Source organism: Enterobacter cloacae complex sp. 394F7 (assembly GCF_057320385.1).
In genome coordinates this window covers 106,861-120,737 of record NZ_JBXWCS010000010.1, presented here as the reverse complement: position 1 = coordinate 120,737, position 13,877 = coordinate 106,861, and the positions used below count along the sequence as shown (strand labels likewise).

Genomic DNA, 13,877 nt, shown 5'->3' with positions numbered 1-13,877 from the left:
TCATATCAGGCTTTTGCCTGGCTGTACTGGCTGACCCTGAACAGGCGGCGACAGTAGTCGAGGAAATAGCCATACACCGCGCCCATCAACATCGAAATCACGATATTTGAGCTCACTGCTGCGGCAATCTGATGCCAGTCTGCCCCCACCGTCAACAGGATCGCCACATACACAGGCGACTGAAACGTCACATAGGCCAGCACATCTGCCAGGTTTTTCATCCAGCCAGACGGGCTGATGCGGCGGGCGAAGCGCATCACGGCATCACGGTATAAGCCGTAAGGCCAGGCGATAATAATGTTCACCGGGATCGCTACCAGACGCGAAGAAAGTGACTGCTCGAAGGTCATTCCGGAGAGGAATATTTCAATCAGCATGTTCACGACGGAACAGTAGACAACCATCGCGAAAGTATCCGCTACCGCGTGGCGCAGGCGAGATTGCGGTGAGAACATGGCTGAGCTCCTTGAGACGCACAAAAGTAATGATCTTAGTGATTTGGGTTGGTTTGGTTGACGTGTATAGCGTATCCTTCTGGCTTTAAACTAACAACTAGTGTTAAATTTTTATTTATTCGCGTTTTTTCCACAAAATCCTCTAAAGATGATGGTTTTTTGCTCGCTTCGTTATTTTCTTTCTCGTCCTGTTTTTTGATGCGCAAAATCAACAAGTTGCTTGCAATGCGTGGGCGGCGACCGTGCGACACGCAGCGCGCAGCGTACCCTCCTGTGATTTGACTTAAAACCGACCGTTTATGTTGTTATGAATGTTTATAAAAAGCAGCGCGATAACGCGATATCCGGATAATATAAGCTGTGTCTTTAAAAATATTTACAATAATGACAAAAAGCGTCGATGGGTGGATATTATGTTTGAAATGAATTATTCTTCGCTTTGATTTTACGACTCACCACAAAAAAGGTTTTCAAATAATATGTCTTTGACGTTACAGAATCTTAATAATATCCGAACTCTGCGCGCCATGGCGCGTGAATTATCCCTGGACGTTCTTGAGGAAATGCTGGAAAAAGTCAGGGTCGTTGCTGAAGAGAAACGTAGTGAGCAGGCGGAATTAGAGCAACAGCGCGCTGAGCAGCAGGAAAAAATTAATGCTCTGCTGGAACGGATGAAAGCCGATGGTATTTCACCGTCCGATCTGCTGGGTGTAGAGCTGGCGCATGCGGGTAAATCGGCGAAAAAACGTAAGCCGCGTGAAGCAAAATATCGCTTTATTGACCAGAACGGTGAAGAGAAAACGTGGACCGGTCAGGGCCGCACGCCGAAGCCTATTGCCAATGCGCTGGAAAACGGCAAATCACTGGATGATTTTCTGATCTAATGCGTGAGCCGGGCGGAAGACTCCGCCCGGTTGTCTGTTTAGCAGACGCCAAAATCACCGTCTTCGGTGTACAGCGCAACATCCGCTGCTTTCAGGGTATATTTCTCGCCCTGCTCATTGCTGGCCTGAACGGCCACAATGCTATCCCCATTCACTTCGAGCACTTTCAGTTTCGGGCCGCCCTGACGCGGTTGCACATAATCACCGACAGAAAACATAGAACCTCCTCATCGTTTTAGCGATCTTCACTGTAGCCCACGTCACACGCCGGGTACAGCAGGGTTCATCGATTACTGCTTATGAGGTATGTCTGTTCCACGGCATCACCTTGAGCAGTCTTGCCATGCCGCAAAATCCGGTCAGGCCAGCAAACAGAAGCCCGGCCCCGACAAAACCGCTCAGCAGGAAGAAGCCGCTGGAGAGCGTATAGCCCAGCACCACGCCGCACAGAATCAGCAGCCCGGCAGCAATTTGCACCTGACGCATCAGCGGCAGCGGCTGGGATTTATCTTCTACGGTCGGCAGTCCGGCCTGTTTCCAGCCCTGAATACCGCCCTCGACCACCAGGGCCTGAGCAGGCGACGCCGCCTGGGCAAGACGTGCGGCGTTGTTCGATGTTCTGGCCCCGGACTGGCAGTGAAAAATCACCGTTTCACCCGCCCCGGCGTTCAGTGCGCCGGGTAAGGTGTCCAGTGGCACGGACTGTGCGACGGGAATATGCTCGCGGGCATATTCGTCAGGATCGCGAATATCAATCAGCTTTGCGCCGTCATCAATAAGCGCGTTTGCCTGCTGTGGCGTAATCAGAGGAAGAGACATGGTGTTTCCTTACGGTCGTGATTTATGTAGTAGAGTATTTAAAGAAGGATTTAAGCCAGTGTAAAGAGGGTAAAGGCAGGTAAAAGCGCGCCAGCCGAATGGCAGTTACCCGTAAACTGGCTACGCTTAGAGATGTCTCTTTTATAATTTTCAATTGGTTAGCTTGCACGGAGTCTTTATGGGTTTTTGGCGTGTTGTTTTTACGATTATTCTCCCGCCGCTGGGCGTACTGCTTGGCAAGGGACTGGGCTGGGCGTTTATCCTGAATATCCTTCTGACCATACTGGGCTACTTCCCTGGACTTATCCACGCGTTTTGGGTTCAGACGAGAAACTAGGTACGCCACAGTAAGTCGCTGTAGATCCCGGTCAGTACGCCCTGCGGGCCGAACTGCTGTTTGATCCAGCGCGTAACCTGGCCGGTCGCCGCATGCTGCGTGGCAAGCAGCATGCGCGAATCCTGACGCGGGTTATTGATGCGTCGTGTCACCAGCAGCCCGTCCGCTACGGCCTCCCGGGCCATGTATTCCGGTAAAAAACCGATCCCTTCCCCCAGAATCTGACACTGGCATTTGGTGTTAAAATCCGGCACCAGAATCGCCTCCTGCCCGTGCAGCAGCCAGCCGACCTTCTTATTAATGGTATGCGCGGTGTCCTCCACCATGATGTTCGGGTAGAGGCGCAGCTGGCTTTCCGCGATCGGTTCCGGGACAAACGCCAGCGGGTGTTCCGGCGCGATGGCGAATACCCAGCGAATAGCGCCAATCTCCGTGTAATCAATGCCGCCGCCGTCAAGAAGCGTATCCGGCGCGCCAATCGCGATATTGGCCTGGTTATTGATGATTGAGTCCCAGACGCCGTTATAGACCTCCGTGGTGACGGTGATCTGGCAAGTGGGAAACTGCTTTTTCAGCACCTGCAGCAGCCGCGCGGTATGACGTGGGGTATACAAAAGCTGATTGATGCAGATGCGTACCCGCGCCTCGATGCCCTGAGAGATGGTGTCTATCCCACGCCTGATAGCATAGAAATCGTTCAGCAGATCGGTAGCCTTGCGGTAAAAGTAAAAGCCGGACTCGGTCAGCTCGATGCTGCGGGTGTTACGCACAAACAGCACCACGTCCAGCCCGGTCTCCATACGTTTGATTGTGTAACTGATGGCCGACGTGGTCACACCCAGCTCGGCGGCGGCTTTGCTGAAACTGCCAAAACGCGCCGCCGTGGTGAAGGCCAGCAGATTCTCTTCAGTAAAGATGGAATTCATATTACGGCTCCGGGTTACCATCAGTTTTGAACATATTTTAACAGCGGCGTAACAACGCATTTGACGGCGGTCACAGTTCTGATGTTTAGCTACAGGCCTTGTTATGCAAGGCTTCTTTGGTCATAAGCAAAATGCCGTGAATGGCCTGAAAAAACGCTTACCCATAAGAAAAAGGTTGCACAGACGCACGTTTTGGCTGAACCGTTGAATTTAACTCAACAATGAATTGCCTGTCGATGAATGATTTTTAAGCGGATTCTTTTCTGAAAGGGCTGTTGCTATTCTCAGGTCATCAGCAACACACCATCGGGAGTCTGTATGTCTGCGAACGAACTTGTGACGGAATTTTTACTGGCGGCAGAGCAGGGTAATGTCGACGCGCTAAAAGCCTGCCTTGAGAAAGGTGTCGATATTAACGCCACCAACCGTCAGAAAAGAACCGCCATTGTTATTGCCAGCCTGAAAAAACATTACCCCTGTGTCGCGTTATTAATTGACGCCGGTGCGGATATAGATAAACAGGACCAGACCTGTTTTAACCCCTTCCTGATAAGCTGCCTGACCAATGATTTAACCCTGCTGCGGCTTGTTCTGCCCGCCAACCCGGATCTGGACCGTCTGACGCGCTTCGGCGGAGTGGGGATTACGCCCGCCAGTGAGAAAGGACATGTGGAAATTGTCCGCGAGCTGCTGGAAAAGACCGATATTAACGTTAATCACACCAACTTCGTCGGCTGGACGCCGCTGCTGGAAGCCATTGTCCTGAATGACGGCGGCCCGAAACAGCAGGCGATCGTGAAGCTGCTGCTGGACCACGGTGCGAATCCGCACATGACCGATAAATACGGTAAAACCCCGCTCGAACTGGCGCGGGAAAAAGGCTACCACGCGATAGCTGACCTGCTGCTGGCGGCGGGCGCGTAATTTATTCGGCCAGCCTGTTTCCGGCTGGCCCCCATTTCAAACGTATTTTTCCGACGTGCATTTTGCACGACGGCGGCCCCCTTTTATCCGCATTCAGGAGAAAATAATGCCCACAAAAATCGTGATTAAAAAGAACACGTATTTTGACTCCGTCTCATTAATGTCCGTTTCCACCAAAGCCAATAAATTGCCAGGCGTTGAACAGGCGTTTGTGGCGATGGCGACGGAAATGAACAAAGGCGTATTAAAAAACCTCGGGCTGTTAACGCCGGAATTAGAGGATGCAAAAAACGGCGATCTGATGATCGTCATTAAAGGCGACGCGGCCAATGATGAAACCCTGGCGGCGATTGAAGCGTTATTCACCCGAAAAGAGAGCGCGGGCACCCATGAAGCACGCTACGCGACTCTGGCCAGCGCGAAAGCCCACCGTCCCGACAGTAACCTGGCGGTGATTTCAGTAAACGGCATGTTTGCGGCACGCGAAGCGCGCAAGGCGCTTGAAAACGATCTCAACGTGATGCTCTTTTCCGATAACGTATCCCTCGACGATGAGCTGGCGCTCAAGCAGCTGGCGCACCAGAAAAGGCTGCTGATGATGGGGCCAGACTGCGGCACTGCCATCATCAACGGCGCAGGACTGTGCTTCGCCAACGCTGTACGCCGCGGGTCGACAGGCATTGTCGGGGCGTCCGGCACCGGTAGCCAGGAGCTGAGCGTGCGCATTCATGAATTTGGCGGCGGGGTATCGCAGCTGATTGGCACCGGCGGGCGCGATCTCAGTGAAAAAATCGGTGGTCTGATGATGCTCGACGCCATCGACATGCTGGAGGCCGACGATGCCACCCAGGTCATCGCGCTGATCTCCAAACCGCCAGCGCCAGCGGTGGCAGAAAAGGTGCTGGCGCGTGCCCGGGCCTGTCGCAAACCCGTCATCGCCTGCTTCCTTGGACGCAACGAACCGCCCGCCGATGAAGACGGTCTGCAGTTCGCCCGCGGCACCAAAGAGGCGGCCCTGAAGGCCGTGCTGCTCACCGGTATCAACAAAGCGTCCCTTGACCTGCATCCGCTCAACTGGCCCCTGATTGAAGAGGTGCGCGCCCGTCTCACTCCGCAGCAGAAATACATTCGCGGTCTGTTCTGTGGCGGCACCCTGTGTGATGAAGCGATGTTCGCCGCGCTTGAGAAGTACGACGACGTCTACAGCAACATTCAGCCCGATCCGGCGAAACGCCTGCGCGACATTAACGTCAGCCAGGCTCACACCTTCCTCGATTTTGGGGATGACGATTTCACCAACGGCAAACCGCACCCGATGATCGACCCGACCAACCGCATCAGCCGCCTGCTGCAGGAGGCGCGCGATCCGGAAGTGGGCGTAATTGTGATGGACTTCGTGCTGGGCTTTGGCGCGCATGAGGATCCGGTCGGCGTGATGCTCGATGCCATTAAAGAGGCGCAGGCGATTGCGAAAGCCGATAACCGTCCGCTGGAGATCCTCGGCTACGTGTTGGGCACCGACCAGGATCCCCAGTCGCTGGCGCAGCAGTGCCAGCTTCTGACCGATGCCGGCGTGATCTGGGCCAGCAGCAGTACTAACACCGGATTACTGGCACGCGAATTTGTCTGCAAAGGGGAGAACGCCTGATGACCACCTTATTCAACCAACCGCTGAACGTCATTAACGTCGGTATTGCGCTGTTCAGTGACGATCTTAAAAAACAGCACGTCCCCGTCACCCAGCTCGACTGGGCACCGCCGGGGCAGGGAAATATGCAGATCGTCGAAGCGCTCGACCAGCTGGCCGCGGAGCCGCTGGCAGAGAAGATCGCTGCCGCCAACAAGATTGCGCTGGAGCGCATCATTCAGTCCCACCCGGTGCTGGTGGGGTACGACCAGGCGATTAACGTTGTGCCGGGGATGACCCGTACCACCATTCTGCATGCCGGTCCTCCGGTGAGCTGGGAAAATATGTGTGGCGCGATGAAAGGCGCTGTCACCGGCGCGCTGGTGTTTGAAGGGCTGGCGAACGATCTGGAGGAGGCGGCAAGGCTGGCGGCTTCAGGCGACATCACCTTCTCGCCGTGCCACGAGCACGACTGCGTGGGCTCGATGGCGGGCGTTACCTCCGCGTCGATGTTTATGCATATCGTTGAGAATAAAACCTACGGCAACCGCGCCTACACCAACCTCAGCGAGCAGATGGCGAAGATCCTGCGCATGGGCGCCAACGACCAGAGCGTCATCGACCGTCTGAACTGGATGCGCGATGTGCTTGGCCCGATGCTGCGCGACGCCATGAAGATTATCGGCGAAATCGATCTGCGCCTGATGCTGGCTCAGGCGCTGCACATGGGTGACGAATGCCACAACCGCAACAACGCGGGCACCACACTGCTGATCCAGGCGCTGACGCCGGGGCTGATCCAGGCGGGCTATCCGGTGGCGCAGCAGCGCGAGGTATTTGAGTTTGTCGCCAGCAGCGACTACTTCTCCGGCCCGACGTGGATGGCGATGTGTAAGGCCGCGCTGGACGCCGCCCACGGCATTGAGTACAGCACCGTGGTCACCACCATGGCGCGTAACGGCTACGAGTTTGGTCTGCGCGTCTCTGGCCTGCCAGGGCAGTGGTTCACCGGCCCGGCGCAGCAGGTGATTGGCCCGATGTTCGCGGGTTACAAGCCGGAAGACTCCGGGCTGGATATCGGCGATAGCGCCATCACGGAAACCTACGGTATCGGCGGCTTTGCGATGGCGACGGCCCCGGCGATTGTCGCGCTGGTGGGCGGCACGGTGGAAGAGGCCATCGACTTCTCCCGCCAGATGCGCGAAATCACCCTCGGTGAAAACCCGAACGTCACCATTCCGCTGCTGTCGTTTATGGGGATTCCAACCGCCATCGACATCACCAAAGTCGCGGGCAGCGGCATTCTGCCGGTGATTAACACCGCCATTGCCCACAAAGACGCCGGTATTGGCATGATTGGCGCGGGCATTGTGCACCCGCCGTTTAGCTGTTTTGAAAAGGCGCTGTTGACCTTCCGCGATCGCTACTTTTTATAAGGCAAGCATCCATGAAAAACATGAAACTGGAGTGGAAAAGAGGTGACTGGGCGGCATATTTCGGGTTGATGACCAACAACCTGACCAATTTGCTGACCATGATGGGGTTGCTCATTTTTGTCGTCGGCATCCCGAAGGAGATTGTTTATGGACGCATCGCGCCGGCCTTCGGGCTGGCGGTGCTGGTGGCGAGCGTCTGCTACGCGTGGTTTGGCCTGCAAATGGCGCGTGCCACCGGACGAACGGACGTGACTGCGCTACCGTCTGGCCCGAGCGCGCCGTCGATTTTTACCGTCACCTTTCTGGTCTTAATGCCGGTCTACCAGCAAACCGGTGACGCGGATTTTGCCATCCAGATTGGTCTGGTGTGGTGCTTTGTCGAGGCGATGATTCTGGCGGGCGGCTCTTTCCTGGGGGAGACCATCCGCAAGATGATCCCGCGAACCGTGCTGCTCTCGTGTCTGTCGGGCCTGGGCCTGCTGCTGCTGGCGATGAACCCGATGCTGCAGGCGTTTGAAGCGCCCACCGTGTCGTTCATCGTGCTGCTGCTGATCTTCATTAACTGGTTTGGCAAAAAACCGATCTTCGCAAGGATCCCGACCGGTCTGCTGTTGTTGATTGCTGGCACGGTGTTAGCGTGGATCTCCGGCCTGCAAAGCCCGGAGGCAATTAAAGCCTCGATGTCCTCTTTCGGCTTTAACCCGCCCGAAGTCCATGTAGAAGGTTTCCTGCAGGGCTTGCCGCACGCGCTGCCGTATCTGGCGTCTGCCGTGCCGCTGGGGCTGGCGAACTACATCTTCGACCTGGAAAACATTGAAAGCGCCCACGCGGCGGGAGACGAGTACCCGACCCGCAAGGTAATGCTGGCGAACGGCCTGGCCTCCATGCTCGGCTGCCTGATGGGCAATCCGTTCCCGGTGACGGTCTATGTGGGTCATGCGGGCTGGAAAGCGATGGGCGCCAGCATCGGCTACACGCTGGCCTCCGGCGTGACCATGTTTATCGTGCCGCTGTTCGGGCTGGGGGCGTTTATGCTCGCCATCATTCCGATGACCGCCATCGTGCCGATCCTGGTGTTTATCGGCGTTGTCACCGCCAACCAGGTGGTGAGGGAAACGCCCAAAGTGGAGGTGCCCGTGATTTTCATCTGCCTGTTCCCGTGGATCGCCAACTGGGCGTTGACCATGATGAACAGCGTGATGGGCGCGGCGGGCACCAGCGCGACGAAAATCGGCACTGACGTGCTGCACAGTAAAGGGATCTACTACGAAGGGTTGGTGCATCTGGGCAGCGGCGCACCGCTCGCCAGCATGCTGTGGGGGTGTATCGCCATCTTCGCCATCATCAACAAACCGCTGCGCGGGGCCGTTGCCGCCGCCGGTGGCGCGCTGCTGGCGCTGTTTGGCGTGATCCACGCCCCGGTGGTGGGCTTTGCCGAAGGCAGTTCGCTGATGTTTGTGACCGCGTATCTGATGATGGGCGGCATGTTTGTGGTGAAGCATGTTCTCGACAGCCGGGAAGTGGCGAGCGCTGAGCCGGGTACTGTTGCGAAGGAAAACGTATGAAAGAGCTTATGGTCGTCGCCATTGGCGGCAACAGCATTATCAAAGACAACGCCAGCCAGTCGGTAGAGCATCAGGCGCAGGCGGTTAAAGCGGTGGCAGAGTCGGTGCTGGAGATGCTGGCCTCGGACTATGACATCGTGCTTACCCACGGCAATGGCCCCCAGGTGGGGCTGGATCTCCGCCGCGCTGAAATTGCCCACGAGCGGGAGGGACTGCCGCTCACGCCGCTGGCCAACTGCGTGGCGGATACGCAGGGCGGTATCGGCTACCTGATCCAGCAGGCGCTTAACAACCGCCTGTCTGCGCGCGGTGAGCAAAAAGCGGTCACCGTTGTCACTCAGGTGGAGGTGGATAAAAACGATCCGGGCTTTAGCCACCCGACCAAGCCCATCGGCGCATTCTTCAGCGAAGCGCAGCGCGATGAACTGCAGCAGGCGCATCCGGACTGGCACTTTGTTGAGGATTCTGGCCGGGGCTATCGTCGCGTGGTGGCGTCGCCGCAGCCGTTACGCATTGTTGAAGCCGATGCCATCAAGACCCTGACGCAAAAAGGCTTTGTGGTGATTGGCGCGGGCGGCGGCGGTATTCCGGTGGTGCGCACTGAGCAGGGCGATTACCAGAGCGTTGACGCGGTGATTGATAAAGATCTCTCCACCGCGCTGCTGGCGCGCGAGATCCGCGCCGACGTACTGGTGATCACCACCGGGGTCGAAAAAGTGTGCATCCACTTTGGCAAGCCGAATCAGCAGGCGCTGGACACGGTGAGCGTGGCGCAGATGACCCGTTACAAAGACGAGGGCCATTTCCCGGCGGGCAGCATGCTGCCCAAAATCGTCGCCTCGCTGGAATTTTTACACCATGGCGGCAAGCGCGTGATCATCACCTCGCCAGACTGCCTGCCCGCCGCGCTGCGCGGGGAAACCGGTACCCATATTGTTAATGAAGGAAGATAAGATGAGTGAAAATAAAAGCCGCCGTGAATTTATCAGCCAGAGCGGCAAAATGGTCACCGCCTGCGCGCTGTTTGGCGCGACCGGCTCCGTCGCGTATGCTGCCGATTCCGCAAAACCAACCTGCGAGACGGGCAAACCGATGAACATCACCGCTAAACACTACTACCTGGACAACTTGCTGCTGGAGGCCGGATTTAACGTCGACGGCGGCGTGGCGACGAGCACCCGCACCGAGCTGAAAACGCTGGAGATCAAAGACGGGAAAATTGTCGCCCTGCGGGATAACAAAAATCACGTGGACGCCACCCTGCCGCACTATGACGCGGGCGGCAAGCTGATGCTCCCGGCGATGCGCGATATGCACATTCACCTGGATAAAACCTTCTACGGCGGCCCGTGGCGTTCGCTCAACCGCCCGGCGGGTACCACCATTCAGGATATGATCCGCCTTGAGCAGAAGCTGCTCCCCGAACTCCAGCCTTATACCCAGGAGCGCGCCGAAAAGCTGATCGATCTGATCCAGTCGAAAGGCTCCACCCTCGCCCGCAGCCACTGCAATATTGAGCCGGTCTCGGGCCTGAAGAATCTCGAGAACCTGCAGGCGGTGCTGGCGCGTCGCAAGCCCGGATTTGACTGCGAGATCGTGGCGTTTCCACAGCACGGCCTGCTGCTGTCGAATTCCGAAAAGCTGATGCGCGAGGCGATGCAGGCCGGGGCGCACTACGTGGGCGGGCTGGACCCGACCAACGTTGACGGGGCGATGGAGAAATCTCTCGACACCATGTTCCAGATTGCGCTGGATTACGACAAAGGGGTGGATATTCACCTGCACGAAACCAGCCCGGCGGGCGTGGCGGCGGTGAATTACATGGTCGAAACCGTGGAGAAAACGCCAGCGCTGAAGGGCAAGCTGACCATCAGCCACGCCTTCGCGCTGGCGACGCTCAACGAGCAGCAGGTGGATGAGATCGCCACCCGCATGGCGGCACAGCAGGTGACCATCGCCTCCACCGTGCCGATTGGCACACTGCATATGCCGCTGAAGCAGCTGCGTGAGAAGGGCGTGTTCGTGATGACGGGGACCGACAGCGTGATCGACCACTGGTCGCCGTACGGCCTGGGGGACATGCTGGAAAAAGCGAATCTCTACGCCCAGCTCTATATCCGCCCTAATGAGCAGACGCTGTCCCGCGCTTTAGGTATTGCGACCGGTGACGTACTGCCGCTGAACGACAAAGGTGAACGCGTCTGGCCGAAAGCGCAGGACGACGCCAGCTTTGTGCTGGTGGACGCCTCCTGTTCCGCCGAGGCGGTGGCGCGCATATCTCCGCGCACCGCGACCTTCCATAAGGGGAACCTTGTCTGGGGCACGGTGGGTTGATGTGCATTTCTCCCTCTCCCGGTGGGAGAGGGTTGGGGTGAGGGCAACAGGCCGCAGATTTTGTAGGTCGGGTAAGGCGAAGCCGCCACCCGACGTTACAGATGATAACCCGACAGCCGCAGCTCCCGGTCAATCCACTCAACGAACTGCTGGATCTTCCACGCGCGTTCATGCATATGCGGCATTACCAGATGATGCGCGTTAATGGCGATCCCCATCTCATCCGGCAGTACCTGCACCAGTGAGCCATCTTTCAGGTGGTCTGTCGCCATCATTTTGCTCTCAAGGATAAATCCCAGCCCCATGCGCGCCGCTTCAAAGCTCATATAGGAGCGGTCAAAGCTGAGGCTGAAGTTGAGCCAGGGCCGGTCGATATTGTGCCAGGCGAACCATTTTTCCCAGTTCACCAGAGTGCTGGTGGACGAGATGAGTGACTGTTGCAGCAGATCGGTGGGTGTGCTGATGGGGTGTTTTTGCGCATACTCCGGCGAGGCCAGCACCACCAGCGTGTCGTTTTTTATGGTCATCACCCGGTAAGCATCCCAGTCCGGGATACCGTGGCGGATATCAATATCAATATTATCTCTGGCGAATTGCAGATTCTCATAGGAGCAGGTGAGATTGATGGTGATATCGGGATATTCGGCGCGAAACTTACCCAGGCGGCGCAACAGCCATGACAACCCGAAGGTGGGCGAGGAGTGCACCCGAAGCACGGCGTTATCTTTCTCTTTGACGATCTGATCGGTGGCGCGTCCGATGGCGCTCATCGCCGCCGAGACCTCCCGCAGATATTTTTCTCCCGTTGGGGTGAGCTGAACCCCTTTGCCGCTGCGGATGAATAATTTCTTGCCCATCCACGACTCCAGCGACGCGATCTGATGGCTGACCGCGGAGGGGGTGACGTTGAGCTGTTCGGCCGCCTGATGGATGCTCAATGCGTTAGCGACGGCGATGAATGCCTGCAAATTTCTGAGCGAGGGCAGTGATAACGTCTGGCGATCCTGCGCGGACATAGCCTACTCCTGTTATGTTTATTGATAAAAAACATAACATTGAGACGATATGAGGGCAATTTTATCCCGAGGTTTTTTTTTTGAGCTGTATCGCGAATCAAATTTATCTCAGCAATAAATGAGGTTTATTGAATGGTGTTTCATTCATGAGCCGATATATTGACCTTGAACGTAAAAATAAAACGACTCACGTTGTTCGAATAATGAGGTAAGTTATGTCTCGTATAGAACATGCTGTCCCCTACATAAACACTAAAAAAACCAATTACCGTTTCGTTGTGCTGGCATTAATTTTTATTGTGTATGCCATTAACTATGCTGACCGAACAAATATTGGTGCAGTACTGCCCTTTATCATTGATGAGTTTCATATTAATAATTTCGAAGCCGGTGCCATCGCCAGTATGTTCTTTTTGGGATACGCATTGAGCCAAATTCCAGCGGGCTTTTTTATCGCCAAAAAGGGTATTCGCGGCATGGTGGCGCTGTCGATATTCGGCTTCTCGGCGTTTACCTGGCTGATGGGCGCGGCAACCTCGGTTCTTGGGCTGAAGTTTATTCGTCTGGGGCTGGGGTTAACGGAGGGGCCGTGCCCCGTCGGGCTGGCCTCCACCATCAATAACTGGTTTCCACCCAGGGAGAAGGCCACCGCCACCGGCGTCTACATCGCGGCCACCATGTTCGCGCCGATCCTCGTGCCGCCGCTGGCGGTGTGGATCGCCATGACCTGGGGCTGGCGTTGGGTCTTCTTCTCCTTCGCGATCCCCGGTCTGGTCATTGCCGTTCTGTGGTATCTGCTGGTGCGCACCAGACCATCAGAGAGCGCATTCGTCTCTAAAGCCGAACTGGAGACCATTACTGTGGGTCAGGAGACGCCGGACGCCAGACGGGAAAACATCGTGATTTCACCGGGCTTTGCGCGCCTTGACCGCCTGATTCGCGTGCGGGACTTAGCCCCGGTGAGCACGGTAAAAGGGCTGTTTACTTCGAAGAATATCCTCGGCGACTGTCTGGCCTATTTCATGATGGTCAGCGTGCTGTATGGCCTGTTGACGTGGATCCCGCTCTATCTGGTGAAAGAGAAAGGCTTTACGTTTATGAGCATGGGGCTGGTCGCCAGTATGCCGTGCATCGGCGGATTTATCGGGGCGATTTTTGGCGGTTACGTATCCGACAAACTGCTCGGCCGTCGGCGTAAACCGACCATGATGTTTACCGCCATCAGTACCGTGTTAATGATGGTCATCATGCTGAATATTCCGCAAAGCACCGTTGCGGTTTGCGTGGGGCTGTTTTTTGTCGGCCTCTGTCTGAATATCGGCTGGCCTGCTTTTACGGCTTACGGTATGGCCGTTGCGGACAGTAAAACCTATCCGATAGCTGCGTCAATTATCAATAGCGGCGGAAATCTCGGCGGATTTGTTTCCCCGATGCTGGCGGGTTTTCTGCTGGATAAAACAGGCAGTTTTAACTCTGTCTTTATTTATTTCGGTGTTTGTGCAGCGATTGGCCTGTTTGTGATTATGTTGCTGGATGAACCGAAATAAAAAATAA

At 56.2% G+C, this 13,877-nt stretch carries 14 protein-coding genes; 9 read left to right on the top strand and 5 right to left on the bottom strand.

The window, feature by feature from the left end; translation table 11 throughout:
- Positions 1–5 precede the first annotated feature (5 nt).
- Complete coding sequence (gene alaE / locus AC2FAK_RS16030) at positions 6–455, bottom strand: L-alanine exporter AlaE (RefSeq protein ID WP_013098416.1); 450 nt, start codon at positions 453–455, stop codon at positions 6–8.
- A 479-nt stretch (positions 456–934) separates the two neighbouring features.
- Between alaE and stpA the strand changes: the two genes are divergently transcribed.
- On the top strand, positions 935–1,339 hold the full coding sequence (gene stpA / locus AC2FAK_RS16025) for a DNA-binding protein StpA (protein WP_013098413.1): 405 nt from the start codon (positions 935–937) through the stop codon (positions 1,337–1,339).
- 38 nt (positions 1,340–1,377) lie between these two features.
- Here the strand turns inward: stpA and AC2FAK_RS16020 are convergent, their stop codons facing one another.
- A complete protein-coding gene (locus AC2FAK_RS16020) occupies positions 1,378–1,557 on the bottom strand; it encodes a YodC family protein (protein WP_023621597.1) in 180 nt (59 codons plus the stop codon).
- Positions 1,558–1,636: 79 nt separating this feature from the next.
- Positions 1,637–2,158: a rhodanese family protein gene (locus AC2FAK_RS16015; RefSeq protein WP_058678779.1), complete on the bottom strand. Its 522-nt coding sequence runs from the start codon at positions 2,156–2,158 to the stop codon at positions 1,637–1,639.
- Between the two features lie 178 nt (positions 2,159–2,336).
- Here AC2FAK_RS16015 and AC2FAK_RS16010 point away from each other — a divergent pair, with 178 nt between their 5' ends.
- Positions 2,337–2,495, top strand: coding sequence for a YqaE/Pmp3 family membrane protein (locus AC2FAK_RS16010; protein WP_013098410.1), 159 nt, complete (start codon positions 2,337–2,339; stop codon positions 2,493–2,495).
- On the opposite strand, the gene AC2FAK_RS16005 is transcribed toward AC2FAK_RS16010, so the two are convergent.
- Complete coding sequence (locus AC2FAK_RS16005; RefSeq protein WP_020684930.1) at positions 2,492–3,421, bottom strand: LysR substrate-binding domain-containing protein; 930 nt, start codon at positions 3,419–3,421, stop codon at positions 2,492–2,494. The two genes, AC2FAK_RS16010 and AC2FAK_RS16005, sit on opposite strands and share 4 nt — an antisense overlap.
- Before the next feature lie 318 nt (positions 3,422–3,739).
- Here AC2FAK_RS16005 and AC2FAK_RS16000 point away from each other — a divergent pair, with 318 nt between their 5' ends.
- The 6 genes from AC2FAK_RS16000 to AC2FAK_RS15975 all read left to right on the top strand — a co-directional run bounded on the left by AC2FAK_RS16000 (position 3,740) and on the right by AC2FAK_RS15975 (position 11,307).
- Positions 3,740–4,345 (top strand): ankyrin repeat domain-containing protein, encoded by a 606-nt coding sequence (locus tag AC2FAK_RS16000; protein ID WP_014832999.1) that lies wholly within the window; start codon positions 3,740–3,742, stop codon positions 4,343–4,345.
- A gap of 106 nt (positions 4,346–4,451) precedes the next feature.
- Complete coding sequence (gene fdrA, locus AC2FAK_RS15995; protein WP_062676657.1) at positions 4,452–5,993, top strand: acyl-CoA synthetase FdrA; 1,542 nt, start codon at positions 4,452–4,454, stop codon at positions 5,991–5,993.
- Entirely contained in the window at positions 5,993–7,408 is a 1,416-nt protein-coding gene (locus AC2FAK_RS15990; RefSeq protein ID WP_170942754.1) for a YlbE family protein, read from the top strand. Before fdrA ends, AC2FAK_RS15990 begins: the two co-directional genes overlap by 1 nt.
- Positions 7,409–7,419: 11 nt before the next feature.
- Positions 7,420–8,973 (top strand): xanthine permease, encoded by a 1,554-nt coding sequence (locus AC2FAK_RS15985; RefSeq protein ID WP_095455308.1) that lies wholly within the window; start codon positions 7,420–7,422, stop codon positions 8,971–8,973.
- Positions 8,970–9,926, top strand: coding sequence for a carbamate kinase family protein (locus AC2FAK_RS15980; RefSeq protein WP_020684934.1), 957 nt, complete (start codon positions 8,970–8,972; stop codon positions 9,924–9,926). The genes AC2FAK_RS15985 and AC2FAK_RS15980 overlap by 4 nt, the downstream gene beginning before the upstream one ends.
- A gap of 1 nt (position 9,927) precedes the next feature.
- Complete coding sequence (locus tag AC2FAK_RS15975) at positions 9,928–11,307, top strand: amidohydrolase family protein (protein ID WP_095455309.1); 1,380 nt, start codon at positions 9,928–9,930, stop codon at positions 11,305–11,307.
- Positions 11,308–11,402: 95 nt separating this feature from the next.
- Here AC2FAK_RS15975 and AC2FAK_RS15970 read toward each other — a convergent pair whose 3' ends face one another.
- Complete coding sequence (locus AC2FAK_RS15970; RefSeq protein ID WP_013098402.1) at positions 11,403–12,323, bottom strand: LysR substrate-binding domain-containing protein; 921 nt, start codon at positions 12,321–12,323, stop codon at positions 11,403–11,405.
- 215 nt (positions 12,324–12,538) lie between these two features.
- On the opposite strand from AC2FAK_RS15970, the gene AC2FAK_RS15965 reads away from it, so the two are divergent.
- Positions 12,539–13,870: an MFS transporter gene (locus tag AC2FAK_RS15965; protein ID WP_095455310.1), complete on the top strand. Its 1,332-nt coding sequence runs from the start codon at positions 12,539–12,541 to the stop codon at positions 13,868–13,870.
- Positions 13,871–13,877 lie beyond the last annotated feature (7 nt).

What these genes read in the sequence shown, in the direction of transcription:
- alaE (WP_013098416.1), bottom strand. Translation starts at nt 455, where the DNA reads ATGTTCTCACCGCAATCTCGCCTGCGCCACGCGGTAGCGGATACTTTC.
- stpA (WP_013098413.1), top strand. Translation starts at nt 935, where the DNA reads ATGTCTTTGACGTTACAGAATCTTAATAATATCCGAACTCTGCGCGCC.
- AC2FAK_RS16020 (WP_023621597.1), bottom strand. Translation starts at nt 1,557, where the DNA reads ATGTTTTCTGTCGGTGATTATGTGCAACCGCGTCAGGGCGGCCCGAAA.
- AC2FAK_RS16015 (WP_058678779.1), bottom strand. Translation starts at nt 2,158, where the DNA reads ATGTCTCTTCCTCTGATTACGCCACAGCAGGCAAACGCGCTTATTGAT.
- AC2FAK_RS16010 (WP_013098410.1), top strand. Translation starts at nt 2,337, where the DNA reads ATGGGTTTTTGGCGTGTTGTTTTTACGATTATTCTCCCGCCGCTGGGC.
- AC2FAK_RS16005 (WP_020684930.1), bottom strand. Translation starts at nt 3,421, where the DNA reads ATGAATTCCATCTTTACTGAAGAGAATCTGCTGGCCTTCACCACGGCG.
- AC2FAK_RS16000 (WP_014832999.1), top strand. Translation starts at nt 3,740, where the DNA reads ATGTCTGCGAACGAACTTGTGACGGAATTTTTACTGGCGGCAGAGCAG.
- fdrA (WP_062676657.1), top strand. Translation starts at nt 4,452, where the DNA reads ATGCCCACAAAAATCGTGATTAAAAAGAACACGTATTTTGACTCCGTC.
- AC2FAK_RS15990 (WP_170942754.1), top strand. Translation starts at nt 5,993, where the DNA reads ATGACCACCTTATTCAACCAACCGCTGAACGTCATTAACGTCGGTATT.
- AC2FAK_RS15985 (WP_095455308.1), top strand. Translation starts at nt 7,420, where the DNA reads ATGAAAAACATGAAACTGGAGTGGAAAAGAGGTGACTGGGCGGCATAT.
- AC2FAK_RS15980 (WP_020684934.1), top strand. Translation starts at nt 8,970, where the DNA reads ATGAAAGAGCTTATGGTCGTCGCCATTGGCGGCAACAGCATTATCAAA.
- AC2FAK_RS15975 (WP_095455309.1), top strand. Translation starts at nt 9,928, where the DNA reads ATGAGTGAAAATAAAAGCCGCCGTGAATTTATCAGCCAGAGCGGCAAA.
- AC2FAK_RS15970 (WP_013098402.1), bottom strand. Translation starts at nt 12,323, where the DNA reads ATGTCCGCGCAGGATCGCCAGACGTTATCACTGCCCTCGCTCAGAAAT.
- AC2FAK_RS15965 (WP_095455310.1), top strand. Translation starts at nt 12,539, where the DNA reads ATGTCTCGTATAGAACATGCTGTCCCCTACATAAACACTAAAAAAACC.